Source organism: Mycobacterium sp., assembly GCF_032159775.1.
In the GTDB taxonomy this organism is placed as follows: Bacteria; Actinomycetota; Actinomycetes; order Mycobacteriales; family Mycobacteriaceae; genus Mycobacterium.
On record NZ_JAVHWK010000024.1, the window covers coordinates 1 to 26,256 of the forward strand.

General features: G+C 66.9%; 21 protein-coding genes. 11 read left to right on the plus strand and 10 right to left on the minus strand.

Translation table 11 applies throughout. The features are described 5' to 3' along the window. Positions 1 to 579 (plus strand): HNH endonuclease signature motif containing protein (locus QOJ24_RS02580; RefSeq protein ID WP_526258807.1); only part of this gene is annotated, 579 nt, incomplete at its 5' end. A gap of 20 nt (positions 580 to 599) precedes the next feature. On the opposite strand, the gene QOJ24_RS02585 is transcribed toward QOJ24_RS02580, so the two are convergent. From QOJ24_RS02585 to dnaK, 4 genes are read right to left on the minus strand one after another with little or no spacing between them, the layout of a single operon-like run. Further along, a complete protein-coding gene (locus tag QOJ24_RS02585) occupies positions 600 to 992 on the minus strand; it encodes a heat shock protein transcriptional repressor HspR (protein WP_526258864.1) in 393 nt (130 codons plus the stop codon). Next, positions 992 to 2,164, minus strand: a complete 1,173-nt coding sequence (gene dnaJ / locus QOJ24_RS02590) for a molecular chaperone DnaJ (RefSeq protein ID WP_526258809.1) — start codon at positions 2,162 to 2,164, stop codon at positions 992 to 994. Before dnaJ ends, QOJ24_RS02585 begins: the two co-directional genes overlap by 1 nt. A gap of 22 nt (positions 2,165 to 2,186) precedes the next feature. Continuing rightward, positions 2,187 to 2,810, minus strand: a complete 624-nt coding sequence (gene grpE / locus QOJ24_RS02595; protein WP_526258811.1) for a nucleotide exchange factor GrpE — start codon at positions 2,808 to 2,810, stop codon at positions 2,187 to 2,189. Beyond that, the gene (dnaK, locus tag QOJ24_RS02600; RefSeq protein WP_526258813.1) at positions 2,807 to 4,678 is read right to left on the minus strand and encodes a molecular chaperone DnaK; all 1,872 of its coding nucleotides are present in this window, start codon (positions 4,676 to 4,678) and stop codon (positions 2,807 to 2,809) included. Before dnaK ends, grpE begins: the two co-directional genes overlap by 4 nt. A 203-nt stretch (positions 4,679 to 4,881) precedes the next feature. On the opposite strand from dnaK, the gene QOJ24_RS02605 reads away from it, so the two are divergent. Genes QOJ24_RS02605 through QOJ24_RS02620 form a run of 4 tightly spaced genes read left to right on the plus strand, consistent with a single transcriptional unit; the run spans position 4,882 to position 7,472 of the window. Beyond that, positions 4,882 to 5,436: a hypothetical protein gene (locus QOJ24_RS02605; RefSeq protein WP_526258815.1), complete on the plus strand. Its 555-nt coding sequence runs from the start codon at positions 4,882 to 4,884 to the stop codon at positions 5,434 to 5,436. Between the two features lie 27 nt (positions 5,437 to 5,463). Next, positions 5,464 to 6,396, plus strand: coding sequence for an LLM class F420-dependent oxidoreductase (locus QOJ24_RS02610; protein WP_526258817.1), 933 nt, complete (start codon positions 5,464 to 5,466; stop codon positions 6,394 to 6,396). 40 nt (positions 6,397 to 6,436) lie between these two features. Further along, positions 6,437 to 6,946 (plus strand): hypothetical protein, encoded by a 510-nt coding sequence (locus QOJ24_RS02615; protein WP_526258819.1) that lies wholly within the window; start codon positions 6,437 to 6,439, stop codon positions 6,944 to 6,946. Positions 6,947 to 6,965: 19 nt separating this feature from the next. Further along, positions 6,966 to 7,472, plus strand: coding sequence for a hypothetical protein (locus QOJ24_RS02620; protein ID WP_526258821.1), 507 nt, complete (start codon positions 6,966 to 6,968; stop codon positions 7,470 to 7,472). Here the strand turns inward: QOJ24_RS02620 and QOJ24_RS02625 are convergent. The 4 genes from QOJ24_RS02625 to QOJ24_RS02640 all read right to left on the minus strand — a co-directional run bounded on the left by QOJ24_RS02625 (position 7,469) and on the right by QOJ24_RS02640 (position 12,814). Next, entirely contained in the window at positions 7,469 to 8,953 is a 1,485-nt protein-coding gene (locus tag QOJ24_RS02625; protein ID WP_526258823.1) for a dynamin family protein, read from the minus strand. The genes QOJ24_RS02620 and QOJ24_RS02625 overlap by 4 nt on opposite strands. A gap of 56 nt (positions 8,954 to 9,009) precedes the next feature. Continuing rightward, a complete protein-coding gene (locus QOJ24_RS02630; protein WP_526258825.1) occupies positions 9,010 to 10,869 on the minus strand; it encodes a dynamin family protein in 1,860 nt (619 codons plus the stop codon). An 82-nt stretch (positions 10,870 to 10,951) separates the two neighbouring features. Next, a complete protein-coding gene (locus QOJ24_RS02635; protein WP_526258827.1) occupies positions 10,952 to 12,004 on the minus strand; it encodes an IniB N-terminal domain-containing protein in 1,053 nt (350 codons plus the stop codon). A gap of 267 nt (positions 12,005 to 12,271) precedes the next feature. Further along, positions 12,272 to 12,814 (minus strand): Rv0340 family IniB-related protein, encoded by a 543-nt coding sequence (locus QOJ24_RS02640; protein ID WP_526258829.1) that lies wholly within the window; start codon positions 12,812 to 12,814, stop codon positions 12,272 to 12,274. A gap of 220 nt (positions 12,815 to 13,034) precedes the next feature. Here QOJ24_RS02640 and QOJ24_RS02645 point away from each other — a divergent pair, with 220 nt between their 5' ends. The 6 genes from QOJ24_RS02645 to QOJ24_RS02670 all read left to right on the plus strand — a co-directional run bounded on the left by QOJ24_RS02645 (position 13,035) and on the right by QOJ24_RS02670 (position 25,075). Continuing rightward, the gene (locus QOJ24_RS02645; protein ID WP_526258831.1) at positions 13,035 to 14,807 is read left to right on the plus strand and encodes an Hsp70 family protein; all 1,773 of its coding nucleotides are present in this window, start codon (positions 13,035 to 13,037) and stop codon (positions 14,805 to 14,807) included. Between the two features lie 13 nt (positions 14,808 to 14,820). Further along, the gene (gene iniR, locus QOJ24_RS02650) at positions 14,821 to 17,340 is read left to right on the plus strand and encodes an isoniazid response ATPase/transcriptional regulator IniR (RefSeq protein WP_526258833.1); all 2,520 of its coding nucleotides are present in this window, start codon (positions 14,821 to 14,823) and stop codon (positions 17,338 to 17,340) included. Positions 17,341 to 17,493: 153 nt separating this feature from the next. Continuing rightward, on the plus strand, positions 17,494 to 19,350 hold the full coding sequence (locus QOJ24_RS02655; RefSeq protein ID WP_526258835.1) for an Hsp70 family protein: 1,857 nt from the start codon (positions 17,494 to 17,496) through the stop codon (positions 19,348 to 19,350). Between the two features lie 169 nt (positions 19,351 to 19,519). After that, positions 19,520 to 22,429: a (Fe-S)-binding protein gene (locus QOJ24_RS02660; RefSeq protein WP_526258866.1), complete on the plus strand. Its 2,910-nt coding sequence runs from the start codon at positions 19,520 to 19,522 to the stop codon at positions 22,427 to 22,429. 61 nt (positions 22,430 to 22,490) lie between these two features. Further along, on the plus strand, positions 22,491 to 23,765 hold the full coding sequence (locus QOJ24_RS02665; protein WP_526258836.1) for a pyridoxal phosphate-dependent aminotransferase: 1,275 nt from the start codon (positions 22,491 to 22,493) through the stop codon (positions 23,763 to 23,765). Between the two features lie 35 nt (positions 23,766 to 23,800). Continuing rightward, positions 23,801 to 25,075 carry a YibE/F family protein gene (locus QOJ24_RS02670; RefSeq protein WP_526258838.1) on the plus strand — a complete coding sequence of 425 codons (1,275 nt, stop codon included), beginning with the start codon at positions 23,801 to 23,803 and terminating at the stop codon, positions 25,073 to 25,075. Here the strand turns inward: QOJ24_RS02670 and rfbA are convergent. Further along, entirely contained in the window at positions 25,026 to 25,892 is an 867-nt protein-coding gene (gene rfbA / locus QOJ24_RS02675) for a glucose-1-phosphate thymidylyltransferase RfbA (protein WP_526258840.1), read from the minus strand. The two genes, QOJ24_RS02670 and rfbA, sit on opposite strands and share 50 nt — an antisense overlap. After that, on the minus strand, positions 25,892 to 26,239 hold the full coding sequence (locus QOJ24_RS02680; protein ID WP_526258842.1) for a nuclear transport factor 2 family protein: 348 nt from the start codon (positions 26,237 to 26,239) through the stop codon (positions 25,892 to 25,894). The genes rfbA and QOJ24_RS02680 overlap by 1 nt, the downstream gene beginning before the upstream one ends. Between the last annotated feature and the right edge of the window lie 17 nt (positions 26,240 to 26,256).

Below are 26,256 nucleotides of genomic sequence, written 5' to 3' on the forward strand. Positions count from 1 at the left end.
GACACCGACGTCGCCGCCCGCCCGCACGGGCAGCGCACCACCGTCGTAGTCCACGTCGACGTGGCGGCGCGCATCGCGGCCCTGCACCTGGGCCCGCTACTGGGCGATGACGAACGCCGCTACCTGACCTGCGACGCCACCTGTGAGGTGTGGTTTGAACGGCACGGCCAGGTGATCGGCGCGGGACGGGAGACCCGGCTGATCAACCGCCGGCTGCGCCGCGCCCTGGAGCACCGCGACCACTGCTGTGTGGTTCCCGGCTGCGGGGCCACCCGCGGCCTGCACGCCCACCACATCCAACATTGGGAAGACGGCGGCCCCACCGAACTGGCCAACCTGGTGCTGGTGTGCCCGTATCACCACCGGCTGCACCACCGCGGCGTCATCACCATCACCGGACCCGCACCAAATCTCGTCGTCACCGACAGCGCCGGCCGGCCACTCAGCAACGCCTCACTCGCGCGCCCACCAACCACACCCCGACCGGCGGTACCACCCAGCCCCGGGCCCAGCGGCGAACGCGCCGACTGGTGGTGGTACCAAACCTTCCAACCACAGGCCCCACCAACCACCAACTAAGTTGGCTACCGGGGCGTGACTCAACGCTTGGAGCGCGGCTGCCAGACCACAAGCGCAGTGCTCTTCGGCACTACAGCGATGTCACGGGTTCTCTTGGCGCTCAAGCGATTCAGTTCTTCGGCCATCTCCGTCAATCGAGACTGCAGCGCCTCGACCTGGTTGGTCAGCTCGATGATCCGCTTGATGCCTGCGAGGTTCACACCCTCGTCCTGAGATAGCCGCTGTACCTCGCGAAGAAGGTCGACGTCGCGTTGTGAGTAGCGTCGGCCGCCGCCCGAGCTCCGTTGCGGGCTGACCAGACCGAGCCGGTCGTAGGTGCGCAGCGTCTGCGCGTGCATGCCCGCAAGCTCAGCGGCGACCGAGATGAGGAAGGTCCTGGCGGCTTCCCGGTCGTCGGAGCGCTTGCCTGCCATCACGCACCGGCCCATCCGGCCCGCGGATCGAACCCGCTGGCCCGCTCGGCTTTCGCGTAGACCTCCAACGCCTCTGCGGCCTCGCCCTCGATCTTGGGTGGCACCGCGACCTTGACGGTGACCAACAGGTCTCCGTGTCCGCCGGACCGCTTGGGAACACCTCGGCCCCGCACCCGCAGGATGCGGCCGTCCGATGTGCCCTTCGGCACCCGCACACCGACCTTGCCCTCCAGCGTCGGCACCGAAAGTGTTGTGCCCAGCGCGAGTTCGCTGAAGCTGACCGGCACCGTGACCGTGAGATCGTTGCCATCGCGTCCGAACACCTTGTCCGGCTTCACGTGCACGGTCACATACAGATCGCCCGATGGCGCGCCGCGCAGCCCGGCTTCACCTTGACCGGCGAGCCGGATCCGCTGTCCGTCCTCGACGCCAGGCGGGATCCGCACGTTGATGGTGCGGGTACGTGTCGTGACGCCGGTGCCCTTGCACTCGTCGCAGGGCTGCTCGATGATCGAGCCGCTGCCACGGCATTCGGTGCACGGCTCTGAGAAGCCGAACGCGCCCTGGTTGCGGTTGATGACGCCCGCGCCGTTGCAGTTCGGGCACACCTTCGGGCTGGTGCCCGGACGTGCGCCGCTGCCATGGCAATTCGTACACGGCGCCGGGCTGGTCAACCGCAGAGGCATCGCCACACCTCTGGTGGCCTCCATGAACGACAGCTCGGTCTCGGTCTCCAGATCGTTGCCGCGCCGCGGCCTGCTGGGTCGGGGCTGCTGTGCGCCACGGCCGAACAGCCCACCGAACAGGTCGCCGATGTTCGCGCCGCCGGTCTGGCCTGCCGCATCGAACAGGTCGTTCAGATTGAACTCCGCTCCGTCGGAGCCGAATCCGCCGAAGTTGCCGCTGCTGCCGCCGGTGTACCGGCCGCGACCGAAACCACCGCCTGCGAACAGCCGACGGGTTTCGTCGTACTCCTTGCGCTTGGCGTCGTCGGACAACACGCTGTACGCCTCGGAGACGGCCTTGAACCGGTCGGCGCCATCCGGATTCTTGTCCGGGTGCAGCTCGGAGGCGAGCTTGCGGTAGGCGCCCTTGATCTCTTTGGCGGTGGCGTCAGAGGAGACGCCGAGTTCTTTGTAGAAGTCCTTTTCGACCCATTCACGCTGGGCCATTTCGCGTCACCTCCTTACCTGTCTAGTTGTCCTGCTCGATTGATTCTGCGTCCTGCGCAGGCGCAGCGTCGGGTTTGTCGGCCGTTTCACCGGCGTCGGGAACCGTGTCCACCACGCCGACCATCGCGTGCCGCACCACCTGATCGCCGACCTTGTAGCCGCGCCGCATCACAGTGCCGACGATGGGATGGGTCCCGTCGCCCTCGTGCTGCACGGCTTCGTGCAGCGCCGGGTCGAACTCGTCGCCCTGCGTGCCGAACCCCGAAAGGCCCAGTCCCTCAAGGGCGGTCACCAGTTTGTCGGCAACCGACTTCAACGGGCCCGATTCCAGGTCGCCGTGGCTGCGGGCGCGATCGAGATCGTCCAGCACGCCAAGCAACTGCGCGATCACGCCTGCCTTGGCGCGATCGGCGATCAGCTGCTGGTCGCGAAGGGCCCGCTTGCGGTAATTCGCGAAATCAGCCTGCACCCGTTGCAGATCTGCGGTCAGTTCGGCGACCTTGTCCGGGCTGTCCGACGGCGCGGCCGCCGGCGCCGGCCCACTGGGGGCCGGCCCGGCTGCCGGCTGGCGAATCTCACCGGTCTCGGGATCGACACGCCGTTTGTCGGTGACGGTCACCGGCTCGTGCGGATCGTTGGAGCTCACTTGTTCTCCTGGTCATCATCCTCGACAACCTCTGCGTCGACGACGTCATCATCAGACGTGCCCGACGGACCGTTACCGCCGGATGCGCCCGCGTCGGCACCTTGATCAGCCTGCGTGGCCTCATAGATCGCCTGGCCGAGAGCCTGGGACTCCTGCCCCAGCTTCTCCATCGCGGACTTGATCGCAGAGATGTCTGTTCCGTCCAGCGCCGTCTTCGCCTCCGCGATCGCGGCGTCGACCTTGGTCAAGGTGTCCTCGGGAACCTTCGATCCGCCCTCGGCTTCGCGCTGCTCCTTGACGAATTTCTCCGTCTGGTAGACCAGCGACTCGGCCTGGTTGCGGACATCGGCCTCCTCGCGGCGCTTGCGGTCCTCGTCGGCGTGCGACTCGGCGTCCTTGATCATCCGGTCGATCTCTTCCTTGGACAGGCCGGAGCCTTCCTGGATCTTGATCGTGTTTTCCTTGCCGGTGCCCTTGTCCTTGGCGGTTACGTGGACGATGCCGTTGGCGTCGATGTCGAAGGTGACCTCGATCTGCGGCACGCCGCGCGGGGCCGGCGGTATGCCGGTCAGCTCGAAGCTGCCGAGCAGCTTGTTGTGCGAAGCGATTTCGCGCTCACCCTGATAGACCTGGATCTGCACCGATGGCTGGTTGTCGTCGGCCGTGGTGAAGGTCTCCGACCGCTTGGTCGGGATCGTGGTGTTGCGCTCGATCAGCTTGGTCATCACGCCGCCCTTGGTTTCGATACCAAGGCTCAGCGGGGTGACGTCAAGCAGCAGAACGTCTTTCACCTCACCCTTCAGCACGCCGGCCTGCAGCGCGGCGCCGACCGCGACGACCTCGTCGGGGTTGACACCCTTGTTGGGCTCCTTGCCGCCTGTCAGTTCCTTGACCAGTTCGGCCACCGCGGGCATGCGGGTGGAACCACCCACCAGCACCACGTGGTCGATGTCGGACACCGAGATGCCTGCGTCGGCGATCACGGACTTGAACGGCTGACGGGTGCGGTCCAGCAGGTCCTGGGTGATGCGCTGGAACTCCGCGCGCGTCAGCTGCTCGTCGAGGAACAGCGGGTTCTTGTCCGCGTCAACGGTGATGTAAGGCAGGTTGATCGAGGTGCTCTGCGAGCTGGACAACTCGATCTTGGCCTTCTCCGCGGCTTCACGAAGCCGCTGCATGGCCATCTTGTCCTTGGTCAGGTCGATGCCTGCCGACGCCTTGAACTTGTCGACGAGCCACTCGACGATCCGGTCGTCCCAGTCGTCGCCACCGAGATGGTTGTCACCGGAGGTGGCACGAACTTCCACGACGCCTTCGCCGATTTCCAGCAGCGACACGTCGAAGGTGCCGCCGCCGAGGTCGAAGACCAGGATGGTCTGTTCCTTCTGGCCCTTGTCCAGACCGTAGGCCAGCGCGGCCGCGGTCGGTTCGTTGACGATGCGCAGCACGTTGAGGCCGGCGATCTGGCCGGCATCCTTGGTGGCTTGGCGCTGTGCGTCGTTGAAGTAGGCCGGGACGGTGATCACCGCATCGGTGATGTCCTCGCCCAGGTAGCCTTCCGCATCCCGCTTCAACTTCTGCAGGATGCGTGCACTGATCTCCTGCGGGGTGTACTGCTTGCCGTCGATCTCGACAGACCAGTCGGTGCCGATTTCGCGCTTGACCGAACGGATGGTCCGGTCGACGTTGGTCACCGCCTGGTTCTTGGCGGGCTGGCCGACGAGCACCTCGCCGTTGCGCGCGAACGCGACGACGGACGGGGTGGTACGGGAGCCCTCGGAGTTGGCGACGACGACAGGGTCGCCACCTTCCAGTACCGCGACGACGGAGTTGGTGGTCCCGAGGTCGATTCCGACCGCACGAGCCATGGTGTTCCTCCTGAAATAGCTTTGTTGGGGTCTGAGTGGACCGCGCTCAAGACTGCTACCCCCGACACTTCCGTGTCAAGCCAGACTTGAGCTTGGGCGACTCAACTTGTCGAAATGGACAACGGCGGGTATTCGAAGTTTGTTCCCAGCCGCCTCCGGCGCGTCACAGGCGGGCCCCGACCTGCGCTAAGTAGCCTTTTGACATGCGACGGATTGGGGTGTTTGCGTGCGCGCTCGCGGCGCAGGCGCTGCTGGCGGGATGCCATGTTGGCACCCAGGGCACGCCGGTCACGAGCTCGGGGTCGCCTACCGAGCCGAGTTTCCCCACCTCGCGGCCCAGCACGAGCAGGCCGACCGCCGCGGCACCGACGAAAACTCCGCCGTCCTCGCCGTCCTCGCCGGTGTCGCCGCCTGCAGCAGAGGTGCTCCCACCGCAGGAGTCCGGTTACGTCTTCATCGAGACGAAATCGGGCCAGACCCGCTGCCAGCTCGACGAGCAGTCGGTTGCGTGCGAGGCGCTGTTCACCAACGCGCCGCTGCAGAACGGTGTGCGGGCCAACGGGGTGAACCTGTCCGCCGATGGGACCCTGTCTTGGATCGTCGGCAACCTCGGCGACATCCCCGTCGTCACCATCGACTACCGCACATACAGCGCGGTCGGCTGGACGATCGTGGCCACCGCCGACGGCACCCGGTTCACCAACCAGCAGACCAAGCACGGCGGGTTTGTCAGCATCGACAAGGTCGAAAGCTTCTAGCCAGCCCGGCGCTCTAGGCTGGCACCCGTGGACTTTCGCGCATTCGTCGAACCCCAGCAGGGCGCCACCTACGCCGACCAGCTTGCCGTCGCCAAAGCTGCTGAGGCGCTTGGCTACTCGGCGTTCTTCCGATCCGACCACTACGCGGCGATGAGCGGCGACGGCCTACCCGGACCCACCGATTCGTGGGTCACGCTGGCCGGCATAGCGCGCGAGACGACGTCGATCCGGCTCGGCACCATGGTCACGTCGGCCACCTTCCGCTACCCCGGCCCGTTGGCCATCTCGGTGGCGCAGGTCGACGAGATGAGCGCAGGCCGAGTCGAGTTGGGTCTCGGCGCAGGCTGGTTCGAGGCCGAACACAAGGCGTACGCGATTCCGTTCCCGCCGCTCGGCGAACGGTTCGAGCGATTGCGGGAGCAGCTGGACATCATCACGGGGCTGTGGACGACCCCGGAGAACCAGACGTTCAATTACACCGGCAAGCACCAGTCGGTGGTTGATTCGCCTGCGTTACCCAAGCCCGTTCAGCGGCCCCATCCGCCGATCATCATCGGCGGCGGTGGGCCCAAGCGCACGCCCGCGCTCGCCGCGAAGTTCGCGGCCGAGTTCAACGCTCCGTTCATGCCCGCGGACACGCTCAAAGCCACCTATGACCGGGTACGCGCCGCCGTCGCCGACGCCGGGCGCCCCGCGGACTCACTGACATATTCGGCGGCGTTCGTGGCGTGCGCGGGACGCGACGAGAGCCAGGTGGCCACGCGGGCGGCGGCGATCGGACGTGAGGTGGACGAGTTGCGCGGCAGTTCACCGCTGGCGGGGACGCCGAACGAAATCGTCGACAAGCTGGGCGCGTTCGCCGAGATCGGCGTGCAACGGGTCTACCTGCAACTTCTGGATATGTCGGACCTCGATCACCTGGACCTGTTCGCCTCCGAGGTGGTCGCTCAACTGAATTGACCCAGCGTTACCGCAGGTCGGCGGATTAATATCGGATGCCGTGGCACGCGCCGATCTTGACGACGAATTCGACGAAGCCGAATTCGACGAGGCCGAATTCGTCGACGAGTTCGGCGGCGACGAGCCGAACACGCCATGGCACAACTCGACTCTTGCCGTGGTGGGGGCCAGCGCAGCGGGCATCGCCGTCATCGGTGTTCTCGTCGGCGCGGTGATGTTCATGAGCGGAGGCGACGAGCCTGCCGACGCGCCGCTCAACTTCGTCAACCCGTCCTTCTCGGAGACGGCGGCGGAATCGGCATCGTCGGCGACCACCACGACACCGACCATCACCAGCACTCCACAGATCTCCACCACCGAGATCAACGGACCGCCGGGACCGTCGACAACCTCGGGAACATCGGACACCAGCAGCAGCGGTAGCGAAAGCAGCAGCCCGACGTTCACACGGCCGCGCCCGCGCGAATTCGACGAATCCCCCGGTGGGCCCACTTCCCGACGGCCGCGCTTCAACATCACCCGCACACTGGGTCCTGGACCGTTGGGCTGAGCGCCTACTATCGGTGCCCGTGGCTGGAAATGGACCTGATGACCCGAACTACTACTCGGACAGTGAGCCCACCGAATACGCCGCCAACTACGGCGACTACGGCGGTTATCAGCAGCAGCCGGGCCAACCGCCCGAGCCGCCGACGCCCTGGTATCGCAGGCCCGCGGCACTCGTCGGCTTCGGCGCGCTGATCGCGCTGCTGGTCGCTCTCATCGTGTGGCTGGCGGTGAGCCTGCTGTCGGATGACTCGTCGGACGGCACGGAGTCGACGACCACCACCACGACCACGTCGACGTCGTCCCCCTCGGAAGTCGCACCGACCGAGACCGTCACCGAGACGACGGCGCCGTCCACCAGCACGGAGACGACGGCCCCGTCGAGCGAAACAACGACGACCGAACCGAGCATCAGCACCTCGATCAGCACCAGCACGAGCACCGTCACGGTCTCGCCGCCGGCGAGCAATCCGCAGGTCCCGCAGATTCCACAGATCCCGCAGATCCCGATTCCCGGCGCAGGCGGCTAACGCCCCCTGGCGGCGTATTCGGCGACCATCGCCTCGGCGCTGCGCACCGCGGCGCGACATGCGCGGGTGGTGAACGGGTCGTTGAGCGGGTGGTCCGCCCGACGCCGCCACCGCTGCGCAGCGGCGAATGCCGCGCGCGGCCCGTCATAGGGATCACCGGGTTGCAGGCCGAGCCTGCTTGCGGCGTCGGTACCGGAGCTGCCGATGATGCGGCGCAGCGACACCATCTCGTCTTCATTCAATGTCGTTGCGCGCGAGCGTAGTTGGCTCAACAGACGCAACTCTTCGAAGGCGTGGGTGTCGGCGAGCAAAGGGTCGATGTCGGCGAGAATGTATGGCGTTGCGTAGATCGGGTTGCTCTGAACGAACTGGCGCAGCGACAGCAGGGCCGTGTGCGCCTTGAGTAGATCTGAGCGCTGAGCGAACTGCTGGTCGATGACGTCGCGCAGGGCGACGAGGCCACTGCGCTCGAGCAACTCGTCAGCCAGCCCGACGGAGTCGGTGACGCCGGTGCGCAACACCGCGATGGAGATCCGCAGGCCGAACATGCCGAACCGGTGCAGCAGCGCCGTACGGGTCGCCGCGTCGACCGGCAGCCCGCTGTCCTCGCGAACGAAACGGTCGACCGAGAGCATCGCCTTGGCCAGTTCGGCGGCGTCGACCGCGGCGAGCTTCTCCAGCGCCACGAACTCGCTCTGCCGCAAGGTGCGTGCGGTCAGCGCCAGCAGGCCTGACACCGGGACGACGGCCTGACAGATGCCGGTCTTGTCCATCTCCGAGGTGAACCGCTTGGCAACGTCCCTCGCCGACAGCATCGCGTCGATGCGACCGGCGCCGATCTCATCGGCACGGGACGCCACCCCGATGACGCCGAGCGCCCCCGCCGAACCGCCGACGAGTTCGCCGATCTGCTTCAGCAGCGCGATATCGGCGGCGTTGAGGGTGCGCAGCAGGAACACCACCGCATCGACGCGCGGAACGCCGTCCTCGGGAACCAGAAGTTGCAGCGTGCGCTGTGAGACGTCGCGCGACAACGACGAGGTGCCGGGGGTGTCGATGATCGTGGTGTCGATCAGTTCGGCGGCGGGCCACTCGACGTCCAGGTCGATGACGTCCTCCGGGTCGAGGGTGGCGAAGTCGAAGGTGAGACCGCCGTTTCGGGCAATCGGCACGTTGGAGCGTCTGCCGCCACGGTGATTCGCGGTGACCTTCGGTGTCGGGCCGTTGCGAAACCACGTCACGATGCGGGTGGCCTCGGTTGCGTCGGTGGGGGCAATGTCCTCGCCGACAAGCGCGTTCACCAGAGTCGATTTACCGGCCTTCAGCGTCCCGGCCAGCGCAATCCGGATCGGCTGGTTGAGCCGGCGGCCGATCCGGTCCAGCTCGTTGTGCACGTCGGGACGCTGACGGTACGCGGGATCAGCCCTGTAGGCCCCAACGGTGCCGCCCAGGATGGCGCGCACCTGATCGCTCGTGCTCATATACGGTCAATCAGCTTATGCACCGGGCCGCAGCACCGCTGACGGGGTTGGTCGGGCTACGACCTGCCCGCGGGCTGCGGCGACGACTGCGGTGCAGCAACCGCCAGCCTGTTCGCATGGTCGGTCACCTGCCCCAGGATGTTGAGTTGCCGTTCCAGCTCGGCGACCCGGTTGTTGCGCTCGTTCTCCTCCAGCTTGGCGGCCGTCAGCGTCGCCTGCAGTGATTCGTTGAGCGAGCGGGTGGCCTGGTTCGCGATGCCGCGGTAGTGATCACGGATCTGGCGCTGAACTCCCTTGAGGCGGTCGCGCGACTCCTTGCCGACGACGAAGGCGACATCGTCGACGAACCGCCGCATGTTCATCTTCGCCTCGTTGCGGACCCGCAGCATCCGGTTCTCCATGTCCTCTTTGTATGCCTTGCGGCCCAACAGGAGTCCGGCGCCCAGCGACAGCGGGTTGAACATGCCGAGCCCGGCGAACGACGTCAGCATGCCGAACATCAGCACGCCGCCGTAGCTGCCGCGCATGCCGGTGACCACCTTGTGGCCGGCCTTGATCGGCTTGGCTTCCAAGCGGCCGAGCGATTTGAGCTCGCCGAAACCGGCACCCATCTCTCTGGCATCGATCTGTGGCATCTTGACTGCGTCCAGCCCGGCCTCGACGAATGTGCGGCCCACTTCTTCGGCGAGCGCCTCGGCGCGCTGATAGGCCCAGACGAAGTTGTCGCCGACGGCCGTCGCGATCGCATCCTCCAGTTCGGTGCCGATCTCCGCCCAGTGATTGGTCGGGTCACAGTCGTCGATGACCTTTTCCGTGTGCTGGGTGATCGCGCGGAACCGGGCGCGCAGGTCATGGTCGACATCCGATGTCAGGTCGGCGATCCCGTCGTTGAGCACCTGCTGCCAAAGCGCCGTCTGCTGCAGCGCATCTTGGGCTTCCTCCTTGCGTCGCTCCAGCTCGTCCTTCAATCGCCCCTGCGCCTCGGGATCGTTGAACGCGGACAACTCGGACTCCACTCTCAGCGTCAAATGCTCTGCAGCCGAACGAACCTCGGCGAGCACCTGATCGCGGATCCGGTCGTCCTCCCTGGACAGCACCTTGTCGCTGAGAAACTTGATGATGGCGGGGAAGTTGGATTCCTCGTTGAGCTCCTTGTCGCTGAGCTGGAGGGCATGGCTGCGCAGCAGCGCCGACGCAGGGATCACCGGCAGCGACAAACCCGCCCGCTGCAGATGAGCCTGGTTGGCCGCCACGATCTCGCGCCAATACGGATAGAGGTCGGTCTTCGTCGCGACGATCGCCGCCACCGGGCAGATCTCCTGGGCCTGGCGGATGAACCGCATCTCGGGCTCGGTGAACTCCTGACTGGTGTCGCTGATCATCAGCATCGCGTCGGCATCAGGCAGCAGGCCAAGGGTGGCCGACAGGTGCGGCTGCCCGTGGCCGCCGACGCCGGGGGTGTCGATGAACGCCAGGCCCTTTTTCAGCAGGGGGCTGCTGGCGGTGACCTCTACCCGCAACACCTCGCGGCCACCGGCTTCCGGAGCGCGCCGCAGATCGTTGCGGAGGTTGGCCGGTGGAATCGCGATCACCGAGGGCTCGTCACCATCGGGTGAGGCCACGATGAGCCGTGCCGACACTTGCTCCGAATATGACACCACCGTGGCGACCACCGTCGTCTCGTCGTCGCCGACCCGGGCCACCGGCACATTCAGCAACGAGTTGAGCAACTGGCTTTTGCCCTGCTTCAGTTGGCCGGCGATGACAACGCGGATCTGGGGATCGGAGATGCGCACCCGCGCCTTATCGAGCCGCTCGGCCAGATCCCCGCGCTCGTTGGCCTCGGCGATCTTGCGGGTGTGGTCGATCAGCTCGAGGATGACGTTCACCTTGCGAGGGTCATTCGGTTGCGTCATGGTGCCCCTACGGTAGACGCGCCAACTGGCGGGGATCGAAGGACGATCCCCGCCAGTTGCGTTGTGCGGTTGAGGCTGTCGATCAGAACACGTGGTTGTCGACGTGGGTGTCGACGTGCGTATCGACCTGGTGGTGCGAGGAGTTGTCGTCGTGGCTGGCATCGACGGTCCCCTGCGTGTGGTCCAGCTGGGTCGCGTCCCCGCCGAACGAGCTGGCCGAGTGGTCATCCTCGTTGCCGACAGCCACCGGGGCGTGCGAATGCGAAGCGTCGACGCTGTTGGCGTCTTGGCCGGCCGATTGGTTGTTGCTGCTGCCGTGCTGCGTCGGGGCGATGATCACACCGCCGCCGGAGCCACCGGCCGCCGCGCCACCGTTGCCGCCGTCGCTGCCGACATTGATGAGCCCGCCGCCACCATGGCCACCGCTACCACCGGCCGCACCGCCGCCGCTGCTGTCGATGTCGCCGACCTGGGTGTTCTGTCCACTGCCGGTGTTGGTGGCCACGTCGCCACCCGCCTGGGTGTTGACGTCGTGGCTGTGGTCATCGAGGTCGTTGTTGATGCCGCCTGCGTTGACATTGGAGCCCTGCCCCGCATGCACATTGCCGGTGTTGTTGCCGTCGTTGTGGTCGCCGGTGATATTGCCGTCGCCCCTGACGTTGGTGTTGTCGATGTCGCCTGCGTTGCCGGTGTTGATCACACTGCCGTCGGAGGCCGTGTTCTTGTCACCGAAGGTGAAGTCTCCGAAGTTCAGGTCGAAGTTGCCGACGCCCTGCTGCACGTCCTCGCCGGCCCGCGGGCTGCCGATGTCGTTGCCGCTGGCGAATTGGGTGTCATTGTGGCTGGCGAAGTCCGTCTCGGGGGCGAACGTCCGCTGCGGCGCGAAGGTCAGGCCGCTGTTGTCGGCGACCGTGTGCTGCAGAGCCTGGATAGGGTCGCCGCCGCCGTAGAACGCTGCAGGCGCGACGACCGCGGATGCGGCCTGCGTCAGCTGGGCCTGGGTCACCGCGGTGCCCATTGCCTGCGAAGCCGCCTGAGTCGGGTTGGCGACGAAGGCGCGGACATCGGCGGGATCGGCGCCGGGGCGGGTCAGGCCGAGGAGCCAGTCGAAGAGGAAGGAGATGGGGTTCGTCATCGGAGTGCCTTTCGGTGTGGTGGTTCTGTTGTGGTCGTCACCGGCTGTCCGGCGATCTGGGGACTACGTTATGGACACGGCAACCCCATGGAAACGGGGTCCGCACCTATCCCTGCGGGACCCCATACAGGGATACTTGGGGGTCCCCCATTAGGGGATTAGGGGATAGTCGGGGATGACGGCATCAGGCCAGCTCAGCGATGCCGCAGCGTGCCAAAAACGGCGCGGCCGTGAGTGGCCGCGCCGTTGTGGACGTGCTGATGCGCCTTAATCGAAAACGTCGAATCCGGTGTCGCCGGTGTCCAGGTGGTGCTGGGCGTCGTCGACGACTGACTGCCAGTCGGTGTCGCCGGGGTCGCCGACGAGCGGTGCGTCGTCGATGAACCCGTCTGTGAGCTGCGCGGAGGGATCGTCGAAGGTCGCGACGGCCGGAACATCGGCATCGTGAAGGGGGTCCAGACCCGCGTGCAACGAATCGTCGGGCTGCTCGATGACGTTCGTCGCGAAGACGTGTCCGTCGTCGATCACCGGGACCGAGGAATGGTCATCGAATGCGTCGAAAGCCGCGGTAGCGGCCCCGCTGCTCCATACGTTGCCCCCGGCATCTCCGCCGAGTAGATCCGCGCCTGTGCTCGGCACCGCCGACGACAGCGATTCCGAGACAACCGGGATCAGCGCATTCACGTCTGCGCTGGTCACATCGGGCAGGTTGGCGGCGTGGATGGCTTGCGCCGGGTCAGCAGCATACTGGGCGGCAGCGTCAGGGTCCCGCACCAACGACATGACAAAGTCGAGTAGCGGGTTTGCCATGACACACCTCCTCTCCTGTTGGAAGACACTTCGGGCGAGCGCCCGTTCGTTAGACACGATGCTATCCAGGGCCTGCTCTTGCGTGATCGGTGCGAAACCCGCCCCTGCCGCCGCAACGTTAGGGGACACGACGTTAGGGGTTTTGCGCCGTTAGGGGGATCTGCGTGTTCAGCACGTCGTCGGCCGCTATCGTGATGGGCGGCCGAGCAGAGGAGTCTGCATGAGCAGCACAGCTCTCGGGTTGTCCATCGGGGCGACCAACCTGGTCGCCGCGCGCGTCGGCAGGCCGCCCGTGTCGCGCCGCGCCGTGCTGACGCTGTTTCCCGACCGCGCCCCCGAGGTTGGCGTCGCCGCAGAGAACCCGGCGCTCAACCAACCCGGCCTCGTGCTGACCGGCTTCGTCGAGCGGGTCGGCGATCCGGTCCCGCTGGTCGCCGAGGACGGCAGCTCCCACATTGGCGAACGCGTGCTCGTCGAAGCCCTCGACGCGCTTGCGAACACAGTCGGTGGCGGCCAGCCCGTCGCCATTGCGGTGCCCGCACATTGGGGACCCGCGACGGTCGGCGCATTACGCGGGGCGCTGCGGGACAAGCCGAACCTGTCACCGGGCGGGGTGCCTGCGGCGCTGATACCCGACTCGCTGGCCGCGCTCGCCGCGCTGCAGACCGCACCTGGCCTGCCCGCCGGTGTGGTCGCGCTGGTCGACCTGGGCGGCAGCGGAACAAGCATCACACTTGCCGACGCGACTGCGAACCTCGCGCCGATTGGCGAAACCGTACGATACGGCGAGTTTTCCGGCGACGGGATCGACCAGGCGGTCCTCAATCATGTTCTCGCCGGTGTCGCCGATGCCAACAACGCCGACCCGGCAGGCACCGCGGCGGTCGGCTCGTTGACCCGACTGCGTGACGAGAGCAGGCAGGCCAAGGAACGCCTCTCGGCAGATACCGCGACCGCGGTGCCCGTCGACCTGCCCGGGTTCCGTTCCGATGTCCGGCTGACCCGCACCGAGCTCGACGACCTCATCGCCGGGTCGCTTGCGGGCCTGCTCGCCGCGATCCAGGACACGTTGCAGCGCAACAACATCGCGCCCGCCAGGCTCGCCGCGCTGGCAACGGTCGGCGGCGGCGCCGGCATCCCGCTGGTCACCCAGCGGCTTTCCGAACAGTTCCGCGTGCCCGTCATCACCACGCCGCATTCGCAATTGAACGTGGCCGCGGGCGCCGCGCTGCTCGCCGACGGGGACCTGGCGGCCGATGCGCCGACGGGGTTGTCACCGGCCGCCGATGTGCCGACGGGTATCGCGCCCGCGGCATGGGCTGCCGGCGCCGCCGGTCTGGCGGCGAGCGAGTCCGCGGCCGATGGAGCCCCTTCGGCGACGTACCGCGCCCTGGCGTGGTCGCAGGACGACCCCGCGGGGGGTGAGCCGGTGCCGTACACCGGCGCGGATTACAGCACCGATGTCTACACCGGACCGACCGATGCCCGGCCCCCCATGGCGTTCAGCCCGGGCGACGAACCGCAATACGAGACCGAGCCGCCACCACTGCCGTGGTACAAGCGGCCACCAATCCTGTTCGGAGCGGCTGCGGCTGCCGCCTTACTGGCCATCGGCGGTCTGGCGATCACGCTGACGGGCAACAGCGGTGTGCTGGGTCCGGTAACCGAAACAAGCACAACGTTCTCCCTCGAACCGACATCGGGACAGCCGCCGCCCGCCGAGCCGACGACCGTCACGGTGACGGGCTCCGACGGCCAGCCGACCACCACTATCGTCACGCCGCCGCCACCTCCGCCGTCGTCGAGCACCACCACGACGACCACGTCGCCGACCACCACGTCGAGCACGACGACAACCACCACAACGGCGACGACCACGACCACCACCACAACGACGACGACGACCACGACGACGACGTCTCCTCCGGCACCCAAACCACAGCCCAAGCCGGAACCGCAGCCGCAGCCCGACATACCTGCCGGCGGGGCTTAGTGGAGAATGTGCAATGGCCGGGCCTGCGCCTGAAGCACTGACCGACATACCGCCTGCGGGCCGAAATGCCGTCTCGGCGCTGATCGCGGCGCCGACCGAACCGATCAAGGTGCTGGTGTCGGGCGGCATCGGTACAGGCAAGAGCTCTGTGCTCACGATCATGCGGAATGCGTTGCGGGCAGCCGACGTTCAGGTCATGACACGGGCGCCGCGTGCGGGTGACGATCCGCAGGCGGCAATCGTCATCGATAACGCGCACCTGCTCGGCGACGAGGAACTCGAACAGCTCGCCGAGCGGGCGTCCGACCCGGCCTCGACGATGGTTGTCGCCGCCGAACCGCTCATCCAGCGGCAGGCCCTGCGGAAGTTGGCCACCGCGCTGGAACGCGAGAACCCCGTGATCACGCTTGGCGCATTGGGCCCATCCGACGTCAGCGAAGCGGCCGGATCGGCCACCGCCGGTCACCTGGCGCCGGAAGTCGTTCGGGCGCTGATACTTTCGACCGCCGGCTTGCCATTTCTGCTCCGGCCTGCGATCGCCGCCGCGATGTCACCCAACGGCGAGCCTGTGGTGAACGTCATTGTGGAGGCGGCCAAATTCGCGCTCATCGAGAGGTTGCGCCGAGTCGACGAGCCAGTCCTCGACACCCTGCTGGTGTCGTCACTGAGCCCGGGTTTGGGTCCCGACGACGTTGCCGCGGCGCTGCGCCTGCACTCCGATGAGGCACAACGACTCGTCGACCGGGCCCGGGCAAGCGGGCTGATCGAGCCATCACACAGTCAGGTGTTTCTGCGGTCGGTCCATCTTGCCGCTGCCGCGATCATCGGCGCCGCACGGCATCACGACATCGAGCTCGCCCTGCTGTCGTCCCAGATCGAACTCACTACGCTGTCAACGGATCTCGCGTTGAGAATGGCCGACCACGGGCTGCGTGACGATAGGCTTGCCCACGCTTTGGCAGACCTGGCTTCCCACCACCGCAGCCAACCGGCCAAGGCGGCACAGCTCTACCGCGCGGCCGCCGACGCGGGCGCAACCGAGGTCAGCGCCCGACTCGCCGACGCGCTGGCGATGACGGGTGACTGCGCGACCGCGGGCCGGTTGACCGACGAGATGCTTGCTTCCGACGATGCTGCCGAGCGAGCCGCCGCGGTACGCATCGCGGCGAGCATCGCGGTGCATGACGGCAGCGCCACCCAGGCGGCCGACCTGTTCCGCTGGCTGGGCCCCTACCCCGACGCCTTCGTCAGCGCGGCGAACGCCGTCGTGTCGGTCGCAGCCGGTGATGCGCAGACGGCCCGGCAGGCGTTGAGCACCGAAAGTGCCGGCCCGCCAACGTCAACCGCTCGCGCAGCACACAGCCTTGCCGAGGGGTTGTTGTTATCCCTTGACCAACCGTTCCCCGTCGCCGTCGCCCGCCTTGGGCAGGCCATCACGACCGAACAGCAACAGCCCGGTGTTGCACCGGACAGCGCGGCCGCGCTTGTCACGCTGGCCGCGCTGCATGGGGGCGACCCGGTCCGTGCCCGCAGCGTCATCGGGCGTGCGGTGCGCTCCGGCGGGGAGGACGACGCCTTCTCGGTTCATCGACACCGGCTTCTGCTCGGCTGGGTGCGTATGCAGGAGGGTCAGTTGGGCACGGCGACGGCCGACGCCGCCTCCGTCGCCGACGCGACACTGCATCGCCGCGACGCTCTGTGGGCGGCGGCCCTCAATACGGCCATCGCCCGGCGCAGCGGAGACGGCGGAGCAGTCCAGAAGCACTGGTATGCCGCCAACGAAGTGCTGGCCGAGTACTCGGTCGACCTCTTCTCGTTGCTTCCCCTCGGCGAACTGTGGGTAGCCGCGGCGCGACTGCGCCAGGTGGACCGGCTCCAGCACATCCTTGACGAGGCGTTCGCTCTGCTTACCGCGCTGGGCAATCCGGTGCTGTGGTCGGTGCCGCTGCATTGGGCCGGCGTCCACGCGGGCATCCTGGCCAACTCGCCGGAGGCTGTCGCGCCCCACGGCCATGCGCTGACGGCTGCCGCGGGCAGCAGCGCGTTCGCGAGGGCACTCTCGGGGGCGGGCCGGACGTGGCTGCGGGTGCTGGCCAACCACGTCGACGTCGACGAGGTGACAGCTGCTGCTCGGTCGCTCTCCCAATTCGGGCTCACCTCGGACGCCACCCGGCTGGCGGGTCAGGCCGCGTTGCAGACCCCCGACGGGCGGGTGTCGGGCGCCATGTTGCAGCTGGCTCGCGACCTGAAGTTGGCGACCGCTGCCGATGACGGTCCAGGCCCAGAGTCGGCGCCCGCGACCGCGACACCTACGGGATCGACCCGTCAGCAGTCGTCACGGCTGTCCGACCGTGAGCGCGAGGTCGCCGAGCTGCTGCTTCTGGGCATGCCCTACCGCGACATCGGCAGCCAGTTGTTCATTTCGGCCAAGACCGTCGAGCACCACGTGGCGCGCATCCGCCGCCGGTTGGGAGCGGAGTCCCGCTCGGAGATGCTGTCGATGCTGAGGGCGATGCTGGCCACGCCCACCTGACGGCAGTCAAATCCCCTAACGCCGCGCAATCCCCTAATCGGAATCCCCCATCGGTCTCATTCGAGCACCGGGGTGGGCACCGATCCGCGGCGGCAGTGTGGCGCTTACGGTCGAATTAATCGTTTCGCGACTAATCCGACGCAGAGGTGTGACGTGTCCAATCCGCCAGCCGGCAAAGGCAATTCGCTCGGTCTGACCATTGGCGCCACCAACCTCACCGGCGCGGGCGCCGGTCAGCGAGCCGTCATCTGGCCCTCGACGATAACGCTGGAACGCGGCGTGACGCTCACCGGATTCGTCGACCGTGTCGGTGATCCCATCCCGATGGTCGCCCAGGACGGCTCGCGGCACCGGCCGGAGAGCCTGCTGGTGAAGGCGCTCGACGGAGTGGCCCGCAGCGCCGCCAGGGCGCGCGTGTCGGAGGTCGCGGTGACGGTGCCGGCGCATTGGGGCGCCCCGATGGTCGAGGCGCTGCGCGGCGCCATGCGCGAAAAGCCTGGCCTGGCTCGCTCGCCGCTGGTGTCCGACGCCGCTGCCGCCCTGACGGCCCTGCGCTTCGATCCGGGCCTGCCCACGACGGGCGTGATCGTGCTGTGCGACTTCGGCGGCAGCGGCTCCAGCATCACGCTGGTCGACGCCGCGGCAAAGGATGCCGTCATCGGTGAGACGGTGCGAGTGCCCGACTTCTCGGGCGACCGGCTCGACCAGGCAATCTTGTCCAGGATCGTCACGGGGGTCTTGGAGGCGTCGAACGCCGACCCGGCGGGCACCGCGATGGTCGGATCCCTTGCCCGACTGCGGGACGAATGCAGGCAGGCGAAGGAACGGCTGTCCGACGAAACGGCCACGCCCATCGTCGTCGACGTGCCCGGGCTGGAGACGACCGTGCGGTTGACGCGCATGGAGCTCGACGACCTGATCGACGAGTCGCTGGACGAATTCATCGCGTCGTTGCTCGACACGTTGCAACGCAATCGGATTCCGTTGGCCGCCATCTCGGCGGTTGCGACCGTCGGCGGCGGTGCCCGCATCCCGCTGGTGACGCAACGGCTCTCCGAGCACCTTCGAACGAGGGTCGTCAGCACGCCGCGGCCGCAACTGACAGCCGCTGAAGGCGTCGCGCTGATCGCGGACCGCAGCCAGGTCGTCGAGCCCGCAACCGCCATGGCTTCCGCCGCACCGGCTATGGCGACGGTATCCGCGGCAGCGTTCGCAGGCGGGGGCGCGTCGACCGTCGGCGCGTTGGCGTGGTCCGAAGTCGGCGATCGCGACATCCTGGAGGTCGAGCCGCACTTCGACAACCCGTTCGTCGCGACACCCGCCGATGGCCGACCGGAGCTGCACTTCCAGCACGACCAAACCGAAGAGCAGCCGCCGTCTCGCAAGCGCAGCCCGGTTCTGCTGTTCGGTCTCGCGGCTGCGGCCGTCGTCGTCGCAGCGGTGGTCTTCGGTCTGACGGCTTTAACGCGGGACACCTCCGCTGTTCCTGCGGGCACGTCGTCGAACATCGCACCAGCGCCGGCGCCCGTCGCGGAGCCCTCCGTGCCCGCAGCAGTGCCGCCTGCACCCGCGCAGGCCCCTGTCGTCACGACCGTGATGGCACGGCCGCAACCGCAGGTTGCGGCACGACCGCAGCAGCAAGCGCCGGTCGTTGCGCCCGCACCGCAGCAGCCTGCCCCCGCACCCGCGCCGGTACCTGAAGCACCGTCCCCGGCTCCCGCCCCCGCACCTGCTCCTGCTCCTGCTCCTGCTCCTGCTCCTGCTCCTGCTCCCGAGAATCCCGCACCCGCGCCGGCTCCCGAGAATCCCGCACCGCCGACCGATCCCGGCACGGGAACGCCTCCGATCGACCCGGGCACGGGCACGGGGACGGGTGGCACGGGAACCGGCGGCACGGGATCTGGAACCGGCACCGAGACCGGCACCGGGGCCGGTGGTGCGCAGAAGGCTCCGGCAAAGCCCGGCCTGTTGGCGCCGATATTGGCCCCCGTGCTGACCCCGTCGCCCTAGTAAGGGGAGCCTTCGTAGCGGTCTTTCCCGGCGAGATGCAACTATGAGCAGGCATCGAGCATAAGTTACTGGCGAGTAACTTTAGATAAGTTACTCTTGGGTAACTTGGACACCGGGAGGCACGCGGGTGGACACCCATACGCTGATCAGGCTCGTCGTCGGGCTCGGGATGACCGCAGTTGTTCTGGTCTTCGCCGCCCGCCGGGTCCTTTGGCTAACGAACCTGATCCGGTCCGGTCAGAAAACCAGCGACGAGCGCGGCCGCAAGAACGAACTCGGCACTCGCATCGCAACGCAGATCAAGGAAGTCTTCGGGCAAACCCGGCTGTTGAAATGGTCGATTCCCGGCCTCGCGCACTTCTTCACGATGTGGGGCTTCTTCATCCTCGCCTCGGTCTACCTCGAGGCATACGGTCTGCTGTTCGTCCACGACTTCCACATCCCGCTGGTCGGACGGTGGGACGCGCTGGGCTTCCTGCAGGACTTCATCGCGCTGGCCGTTCTGGCCGGCATCACGACCTTCGCGATCATCCGGCTGCGGACCGAGCCCAAGGAACACGGCCGCGACTCACGCTTCTACGGGTCGCATACCGGCGGCGCGTGGCTGATTCTCTTCATGATCTTCAACGTTGTGTGGACCTACGCGCTCGTGCGCGGCTCGGCGGTGAACACCGGCAATCTGCCCTACGGCGACGGCGCTTTCTTCTCTCAGTTCATGGGCTGGGTGCTGAGCCCGCTGGGCCAAACCGCCAACGAGTGGATCGAAACGGTCGCGCTGCTGCTGCACATCGGCGTGATGCTGGTGTTCCTGCTGATCGTTCTGCACTCCAAGCACCTGCACATCGGCCTGGCGCCGCTCAACGTCACCTTCAAGCGCCTGCCCAACGCGCTCGGCCCGCTGTTGCCGGTGGAGTACAAGGGCGAGCCGATCGACTTCGAGGATCCCGCCGAGGACGCGGTGCTGGGCCGCGGCAAGATCGAGGACTTCACCTGGAAGGGCTACCTCGACTTCACCACCTGCACCGAGTGCGGACGCTGTCAGTCCCAGTGCCCGGCGTGGAACACCGGAAAGCCGCTGTCGCCCAAGCTCGTCATCATGAACCTTCGCGACCACTTGTTCGCCAAGGCGCCATACATCCTCGACGACAAGGAAACTCCGCTGGAGAACACCCCTGAGGGTGGCCTCGGCGAGGAGCTGCGCGGCGAGAAGCGCAGCGAGGAGCACTCGCACGAGCACGTGCCGGAGTCGGGCTTCGAGCGCATCTTAGGATCCGGTCCCGAACAAGCCACCCGTCCACTGGTCGGCACCGCCGAACAGGGCGGCGTCATCGACCCCGACGTGTTGTGGTCGTGCACCACCTGCGGCGCGTGCGTCGAGCAGTGTCCGGTGGACATCGAGCACATCGACCACATCGTCGACATGCGCCGCTACCAGGTGATGATGGAGTCGGAGTTCCCCGCCGAGCTCGGTGTGTTGTTCAAAAACCTTGAGACCAAGGGCAATCCGTGGGGTCAGAACGCCAAGGACCGCACCAACTGGATCGACGAGGTCGAGTTCGATGTGCCGGTGTTCGGCAAGGACGTCGACTCGTTCGAGGGCTACGAATACCTGTTCTGGGTCGGCTGCGCGGGCGCCTACGAGGACCGCGCCAAGAAGACGACCAAGGCCGTCGCCGAACTGCTCGCCGCCGCCGGAGTGAAGTATCTGGTGCTCGGCGAGGGTGAGACCTGCAACGGTGACTCAGCCCGCCGGTCGGGCAACGAGTTCCTGTTCCAGCAGCTGGCCGCGCAGAACGTCGAAACGCTCAACGACCTGTTCGAAGGCGTCGAGCGGGTCGATCGCAAGGTTGTCGTCACCTGCCCGCACTGCTTCAACACGTTGGGTCGCGAATATCCGCAAGTGGGCGGCACCTACACCGTGCTGCACCACACCCAACTGCTGAACCGACTGCTCCGGGACAAGAAGCTGGTGCCGGTGAAGCCGGTGGACGGTGAGGGTTCCGACATCACCTACCACGACCCGTGCTACCTCGGCAGGCATAACAAGGTCTACGACGCGCCACGTGAACTCATCGGCGCGTCCGGCGCCAAGCTCACCGAGATGCCTCGCCACGCCGACCGCGGATTGTGCTGCGGCGCAGGCGGTGCCCGCATGTGGATGGAAGAGCACATTGGCAAGCGGGTGAACCACGAACGCGTCGAGGAGGCATTGGACACCGGCGCGTCGAAGATCGCCACCGGCTGCCCGTTCTGCCGCGTGATGATGACCGACGGCGTCGACGACGTCGCCGCGGCCAATGACCTGCCCAAGGCGGAGGTCCTCGACGTGGCACAGCTGCTCCTCGCCTCGCTCGACACGAGCTCGGTCACATTGCCCGAAAAGGGCACCGCCGCAAAGGAGGCCGAGGAGCGCGCAGCAAAGAAGCCCGCAGAAGCGCCGGTCGAGGCGCAAACCGCGACCGTCGAGGCGGAACCAGAAGCCGAGCCGGAACCGAAGACAGACCAAGCGACCGAGGCGGAATCCAAGCCGGTGACCGGCCTCGGCATCGCGGGCGGCGCGAAGCGCCCGGGTGCCAAGAAGACGGCAGCCGCACCCGCCGAGCCGAAGGCCGAGGCACCCGCGGAGGCGAAGGCGGAGGCCGCTCCGAAGGCGGAGGCAAAGGCCGAGGTCAAAGGGCTCGGCTTGGCCGCGGGAGCCAAGCGACCCGGCGCCAAGAAGGCACCGGCGAAAGTTGCGCCGAACGAGGGCGTAGCCACCGTCACGCAGCCCCCGAACGTCGATCCCGACAAGGCCGAGCCGGGTGCCAAGACCGACACCGCCGACTCCGATCTGGGCGTGGCCAAGCCTGAACCGGAGGTCAAGGGCCTCGGTATCGCCGCTGGTGCGCGCAGGCCGGGCGCGAAGAAGACGCCTACCGAACCTGCCGCCAAACCCGCTGCGCCGCAGCCGGAACCAGAATCCGACGGCGAATCCGCTCCTGCGCCTGAGCCTTCCAACGACGGAAACGGTGAGACGCCTGCAACCCCGGTGAAGGGGCTGGGAATCGCAAAGGGCGCGCGGCCGCCGGGGAAGCGCTGACGTCGGCCAAAGATCACAGCCCGGTATCGATCGGCAAATTCAATTTGCCATCAATGAGACGATGAATGACGTGACTACCCATCAGGTGCCGTGGCACTCGACCGGCCAGCACCCACGGCAGCGCACATTCACGCAGTCGTCGAAGTTACAGGACGTTCTGTACGAGATTCGCGGGCCCGTGCATGAGCATGCGGCGCGGCTTGAGGCCGAAGGCCACCGGATCCTGAAGCTCAACATCGGCAACCCCGCGCCGTTCGGATTCGAGGCGCCCGACGTAATCATGCGCGACATGATCCAGGCGCTGCCGTACGCACAGGGTTACTCGGACTCCAAGGGCATCCAGGCCGCGCGCCGGGCCGTCTTCACACGCTACGAACTGGTGGACGGTTTTCCCCGGTTCGACGTCGACGACGTCTATCTGGGCAACGGCGCCTCAGAACTGATCCAGATGACGTTGCAGGCACTGCTGGACAACGGCGACCAGGTGTTGATTCCCGCCCCGGATTATCCGCTGTGGACCGCTTGCACCTCGCTGGCCGGCGGCACCCCGGTCCACTACCTATGCGACGAGACGGCGGGTTGGCAGCCCGACATCGCCGATATGGAGTCCAAGATCACCGACCGCACCAAGGCGATCGTGGTGATCAATCCGAACAATCCCACCGGTGCGGTCTACAGCAGGGAAGTGCTTACGGCGATAGCCGATCTCGCGCGCAAACACCAGCTGCTGCTGTTGTCCGACGAGATCTACGACAAGATCCTCTACGACGACGCGAAGCACATCGCGACGGCTTCGGTCGCGCCCGATGTGCTGACCTTGACGTTCAACGGGCTGTCGAAGGCCTACCGGGTGGCCGGCTACCGGTCGGGTTGGCTGGTGATCACCGGCCCCAAGGAGCACGCCGAGAGTTTCATCGAGGGCATCAGCCTGTTGGCGAACATGCGGCTGTGCCCCAATGTGCCTGCGCAGCATGCGATTCAGGTCGCTCTTGGCGGCCATCAGAGCATCGAGGATCTAGTGCTGCCTGGCGGGCGGCTGCTCGAGCAGCGCGACGTGGCGGTGGCCAAACTCAACGAGATCCCAGGTGTGTCGTGCGTCGAACCGCAAGGCGCGCTCTATGTCTTCCCTCGACTGGATCCCGAGGTCTATGACATCGCCGACGACGAACAGCTCGTCCTGGACCTGCTGCTGCAGGAGAAGATCCTGATAACACAGGGCACCGGGTTCAACTGGCCCACACCAGATCATTTGCGGATCGTCACCCTGCCATGGGCCCGCGATCTGGCCAACGCCATCGATCGCCTCGGCAACTTCCTGGCAAGCTACCGGCAGTAACTGCGTTTTCAGGTGCTGCCTCTACCCTCGTCCGGGTGACGCACTCGCATGCCCACTCGCACAGCCTGCAGGGTCCTGCCCCGCTGGGACCGCTGGCCGCAAGGATCGTCGTCGGTCTGCTGACTGCCATCGGGTTCGTCGTTGTGGCCGGGGCCGTATGGCTGTGGCCGAGCCAGCAGAAAGTCGACATCCCTCTGCCCTTCCAGAACTCCGCAGGCGGCGCTGTCACCACCGAGGCGGGGCATGTGCGCTCTAGCAGCGCCGCGACGTGCGGTGACCAATCGGTGGGTGCAGTGTTGACGACGGCACCGGTACCCGTGAAGGGCGACGACGCCCATTGTGTGCAGTCGCTGATAGCGATCGACTCCGGACCGAACGAGGGCGCCAACACACTGCTGGAGTTCAGCGGCGGCCCGGGCCAGCCACAATTGGCGGTCGGTGAGAGCATCCGGATCACCCGCGTGGTCGACTCCACCGGGACCACGACCTACTCCTTCTACGATTACGAGCGAAAACTGCCGCTGATCGCTATAGCCGCCGCGTTCGCGGTGGTTGTCGTGGCGGTCGCCAGGTGGCGCGGACTGCGCGCGCTCGTCGGCATCGTCGTGGCGTTCGCGGTGTTGGTCGTGTTCATGTTGCCTGCGCTGCGCGACGGAGGCGCCGCCATCCCTGTGGCGCTGGTCGCGTCGGCCACCATCCTGTATGCGGTGATCTACCTCGCGCACGGTGTCAGTCTGCGCACGAGTGCGGCGCTCCTCGGCACGTTGACGGCGCTTCTGCTTGCCGCGGGATTATCCTGGGCCGCAATCGAATTGGCCCATCTGACCGGTCTGTCCCAGGAAGAGAACAACGCGGTGGCGACCTACCTCGGCAACGTGTCGATCACCGGGCTGCTACTGGCAGGCTTCATCGTCGGCTCTCTCGGCGTGCTCAACGACGTCACCGTCACCCAGGCGTCGACGGTGTTCGAGCTGGCTCAAGTGGGCGACGGCAGCTCACGCAGGGGCATCTTCGTCGGCGCCATGCGGGTGGGCCGCGATCACATCGCCAGCACTGTCTACACGCTGGTGCTGGCGTATGCCGGCAGTGCACTGCCGCTGCTTCTGTTGTTCAGTGTCGCCAACCGGTCGCTCGGCGACGTATTGACCAGCGAGACCGTCGCCATCGAGATCGCCCGCTCAGCCGTCGGCGGTATCGCACTGGCGCTTTCGGTGCCACTGACAACTGCGATCGCGGCCGTACTGGCCAGGCCGGGCGCCGCTACTGACGTTCCAGCAGCTCCAACAGGTAGGCGCCGTATCCCGACTTGAGCAACGCGTGGGCGCGCTCGGCGAGTTGGTCGTCGTCGATGAAGCCGACGCGCCACGCCACCTCCTCGGGCACGCTGATCTTCAGCCCCTGCCTGCGCTCGATGGTGCGGACGTAGTCGCTGGCGTCCAACAGCGAGTCGAACGTACCGGTGTCGAGCCACGCCGTGCCCCGGTCGAGGACCTCGACCGAAAGCCTGCCCTGGTTCAGGTAGACCTGGTTGACCTCTGTGATCTCGTATTCGCCCCGGGTCGACTTGTCCAGCGAGCGGGCGATCTCGACGACGTCGTTGTCGTAGAAGTACAAGCCGGGCACCGCGTAGTGCGACTTCGGTGTTGCGGGCTTCTCCTCGATCGACAGCGCGGTGCCGTCGGCGGCGAACTCGATGACACCGTAGGCCGACGGGTCGGCCACCCGGTAGGCGAAAATCGCACCGCCGCTAACATTTTGAAAGCGACGCAGGCTCGTTCCCAGGCCGGGGCCGTAGAAGATGTTGTCGCCCAACACCAGCGCAACGGACTCCCCGCCGATGTGGTCGGCGCCGATCACGAAAGCCTGCGCCAGGCCGTCGGGTTGCTCCTGCACCGAATAGGTCAGGTTGATACCGAACGCCGAACCGTCGTCGAGCAGCCTGCGGAAATTGGCTGCGTCCTGCGCGGTGGTGATCACCTGGATGTCGCGGATCCCCGCCATGATCAGCGTGGAGAGCGGGTAGTAGATCAACGGCTTGTCGTAGACGGGCATCAGCTGCTTGCTGACGCCCATCGTGATCGGGTATAGGCGCGTGCCCGACCCGCCCGCCAGGATGATCCCCCGCATCAGCCCGCGAGGTCCTCTTCGGTCAGCTCGGTCGCCGCCAATGCGGAGCGCAGGTCGGCATGCCTGAATACCGACGTGACATGGTCACGCACCACCCGGAACGCCACCGCGTCGCCGTCCTGTTCCTCGGCGACCACCACGCCGTCACGGACATACATCCGGCCGGGGTCGGCGGCGGTGACGCCCAACGAGGCCGCCCATTCGCGAAGTGCCTCGTGGCCTTGGCCCGCCCCGTTCGCATCGCCGAACTCGATGTCATCGCTGGACACCTGCAGCAGCGTGCCGAAGTCCCCCGCGTTCAACGCGTCGTGCCAGGCGAGGACGGTTGCGATCTCCGAAGTCGTCATGATCGAAACGTACGCCA